Below are 3,303 nucleotides of genomic sequence, written 5' to 3'. Positions count from 1 at the left end.
ATGTCCCATTACACTAGACCCTAAGTCCGTTAATGGCTTGGATTAATGAAATAATTCTAAGTAGGGCTGATAATAGTCTAAAACAGACTCAAGGCCGTAGTTCAATGCAACATGGCGTACACGGCTATTTGCGGGAGGAAAAAACATGACMCGACGCCTTTTTCATCGTGGTTATACGATTGAAAAGTCAGAAGGTGGCGATGAGGCCACAGAGGTTTACCGCGCTAGACTCGGGGGTAAATCGATATCTGGCAGTTTGCACAATGTGAAAAAATCAATCGAGTGGTGGGCTGACACCAGTATTCTTGTCGATCCCGCCGATTTTGATGATGAAGAGGATGACGTATCGTCAAAAAAGCAGGTGGAAGAATATAATGGTTTTCGTATTATGAACGACGATCCAGAAAAAGATGAAAAGGGCTGGTATATGATTGTCCGAGGCAAACTGATGAAGGGATCGCTACCAGGATTAAAGCTTTTTATTGATAAGAATGGAGGGCAGCTGCGCGGATAGTGACTGCCAACATAGCATTGCTTTTGATAGTATAAGTCTAAAATGTTCAACGAAGCAAAACTATCACCATGTCTGACGAAAACCGCATAGTCTACTCAACAGAATCTGGAAAAATCAAAGAAACGCCCGAAAAGCCTCAACGCCCTAAAGGGGATGGCATTGTTCGTATCCAGCGCCAAACAAAAGGGCGCAAAGGTAAAGGCGTCAGCTTAGTCACTGGCTTAGACCTTGATGATGCTGAATTAAAACAGCTCGCCGCCGAACTCAAAAAAGTATGTGGTTGCGGGGGAGCAGTGAAAGATGGCGTGATTGAGATCCAAGGGGATAAGCGCGACAACATCAAAACGCACTTAGAAAAGAAAGGCCACACAGTCAAACTGGCCGGCGGGTAAAAAGAAAAACCAGGCAACATCTCATGCCTGGTTTTTTTCGTTTACGTTTTTTGTTGCTTAAATAAGACCCTCAGGGTCAATCAACAGATCAAACCGCTCGTGACCATGCAGTGATTCAAAGTCGGCCTCTTCTCGAGCCGCTTCACGCAATGAAGCACTTTCAGCTATCGCCAGCTCTAAGTCAGACACGGCTTGGTCCTCGGCACCTAACCTTGCATAAGCACAAGCGCGTTGGAATAGGGCATTAGCATTGCGCTCATCCACTTCCAAGACACGGTTACTAATACTTAGCGCCCAATGGTATTCACCCATTTCCATCGCGGCATCCGCTTTGTGAGTTAACGCTTCGAGATCACCAGGGCGGATTTTGAGTATCTCATTATAAATTTCCATCCGCTGCTCTGGCGTCTGCGAATGCTGCGCACGTAACCATAAGTTATGGATTTCGTTAATGCGTTCAATTTCTTTGTTATTTTCAGCAATAATGCGCGTTTTACGCTTCAAATCTCGCTCGAGCGCTTGGAACTTGCGCTCATWTTGCTCTGCAATTTCAGATAACTGTTGATCCGCCAGTTCTTTGGTGTTGGTCTTAATATCACGCAACGACTGCCAGCCAACGAGGGCAATGAGCGATGCTGCGCCCGCGATGAGATAAAAGAAGTAGGTCACTGTCACATTAGCGTAGTTGAGTGACTTATCCGCCACGTCGAGCTCACGGTCGGTGATCTCTGTGACCATACGTTTTTCTAACGCTTGGAAATCGGTTCTTAAGTTCCGGATCTCATCCAAAACATACCTTTCCATCAATGGTTTATCGTAAATACTTTGCTCGGCGTACGATGTTGGCTCTTTGGCCGCCTTAGTATGCTTAACATCGTTTTCGTCCTGAGCTATCGCGCCAAAACTGGCTAACGCCACGAGCAAACACGCCCAAATGTGCGCTTTCATGGTTATCCTTATAATGAATGATCTAATGACTGGTGAACTGTAGCAAACCTTGCTGAACCTAAAAAGGTTAACGGGTGGAATTCATCCGGAGCAAACCGTGATTTGTGTTCCCGGTACAGTAAACACCTGCTGTTCTGCTGTATTTTAGCCCAGCTTGACAACTGTCATAATGTCATCCATTTTAGACGTATATAAGTCAAATTTAAATGACATGGTGGTTACGATGAACCGATCTATTTTAGATGTAGTCATGAACGCAGAAGGTATCGTTGAACCGAGCAAAATGGCCGCGTTTTTCCATACAAATTTGAAAGAAATTGCGTCATTGTCTGGGTTACCTTATTCCACGCTGAGTCGCACCGAACGATATTCAACAATCAAGGCGCAGCAACAACTACGTAACTGCACAGAAGTGATCAACCGAATCCTTCCGTGGACGGGGAATGAATTTCATGCCTACGCGTGGTATCGGAGCGAAGGGCTGCCAGAGTTTGGCGGATTAACCGCAGAACAACTGGTTAAGCACGATCGAATAGATGCGGTCAGAGCCTACCTCAATCATACGAGCGAAGGCGGTTATGCGTGAAGAGAAGCTAAAGGACCATTTGTTTAAATTTGAAGGTGCGGTATTTCGTGGCCATAACCCTCGCTGGTCATACGCGCCTAACAGTGGTGAAGGGGCAAGACGCAACGGTGGTCGGTTTAACCCAAAAGGTGTTGGCGCCTTATACACCTCACTGTCTCAATCAGGTGCATGGGTCGAGGCTCAGCAGGGGTTTCGTTTTAAAGCTCAGCCTCTGACAATATGTCAATATGATGTCGACTGCGACAATGTACTCGATCTGACCGATGAAACAGTGCTTCTAAACTGTGGCATCAAGCCCTCGACGCTAAGCTGTGCTTGGTTAGATCAAGTGACCCAGCAGCAAACGCCCGATAGTTGGTACTTATCGACGCAGCTCATCAGTGCAAAGGTCAACGCCATTATTGTGCCAAGTTTTGCGCGTGGAGCCACTCAGGACATGAAAAATATCGTATTTTGGCGATGGAGTGATACGCCACCCAACATGGTTAAAGTGATTGATGACTTTGAACGCCTGCCGCCATCACCTTATTAGCGCCGTCCGACACCGCAAGAAATGCGGGGAATAGGCTGGTCACGACAGCAATTGCCGTGACTTTGGCGAACTGACGCTTCAATGCGCTAGAAGTATAAGATAGCAATAACGCTGATCTTGTTTGGCTTATCACCGCATGATTGAAGCACCTTAGGTCAAGCGGAGCATTTGAACTAAGTTGATTAAAGAAAGTGGTGATTAGCTATTTTATGGTAAATATTCAGTTATGTTGAATCATCGCATCAGAATACTGAAGGGGGAGAGAAAATGGAGGTGAGGAGTCAAGGCGCTTGTCTTATCGATACGATTCATCATCTGATAACCACTTTAT

General features: G+C 46.0%; 5 protein-coding genes. 4 read left to right on the top strand and 1 reads right to left on the bottom strand.

Features of this window, described 5'->3' with window-relative positions; translation table 11 throughout:
* Positions 1-145: 145 nt before the first annotated feature.
* Complete coding sequence (locus tag BZG79_RS13130; RefSeq protein WP_077678835.1) at positions 146-514, top strand: DUF3319 domain-containing protein; 369 nt, start codon at positions 146-148, stop codon at positions 512-514.
* 68 nt (positions 515-582) lie between these two features.
* The gene (yciH, locus tag BZG79_RS13125) at positions 583-906 is read left to right on the top strand and encodes a stress response translation initiation inhibitor YciH (protein ID WP_077678836.1); all 324 of its coding nucleotides are present in this window, start codon (positions 583-585) and stop codon (positions 904-906) included.
* Positions 907-963: 57 nt separating this feature from the next.
* Here yciH and BZG79_RS13120 read toward each other — a convergent pair whose 3' ends face one another.
* Entirely contained in the window at positions 964-1,854 is an 891-nt protein-coding gene (locus BZG79_RS13120) for an alkyl sulfatase dimerization domain-containing protein (RefSeq protein ID WP_242414191.1), read from the bottom strand.
* 223 nt (positions 1,855-2,077) lie between these two features.
* Between BZG79_RS13120 and BZG79_RS13115 the strand changes: the two genes are divergently transcribed.
* Positions 2,078-2,440 carry a hypothetical protein gene (locus BZG79_RS13115; protein ID WP_077661519.1) on the top strand — a complete coding sequence of 121 codons (363 nt, stop codon included), beginning with the start codon at positions 2,078-2,080 and terminating at the stop codon, positions 2,438-2,440.
* Entirely contained in the window at positions 2,433-2,972 is a 540-nt protein-coding gene (locus BZG79_RS13110; protein WP_077678837.1) for an RES domain-containing protein, read from the top strand. Before BZG79_RS13115 ends, BZG79_RS13110 begins: the two co-directional genes overlap by 8 nt.
* Positions 2,973-3,303: the final 331 nt, after the last annotated feature.

The organism is Salinivibrio sp. MA427 (genome assembly GCF_001996115.1).
Taxonomy (GTDB): Bacteria; Pseudomonadota; Gammaproteobacteria; order Enterobacterales; family Vibrionaceae; genus Salinivibrio; species Salinivibrio costicola.
This window is presented reverse-complemented; position numbering and strand designations above follow the sequence as displayed.

Coding starts and splice junctions, on each gene's coding strand:
- yciH (WP_077678836.1), top strand. CDS start 583: ATGTCTGACGAAAACCGCATAGTCTACTCAACAGAATCTGGAAAAATC.
- BZG79_RS13115 (WP_077661519.1), top strand. CDS start 2,078: ATGAACCGATCTATTTTAGATGTAGTCATGAACGCAGAAGGTATCGTT.
- BZG79_RS13110 (WP_077678837.1), top strand. CDS start 2,433: ATGCGTGAAGAGAAGCTAAAGGACCATTTGTTTAAATTTGAAGGTGCG.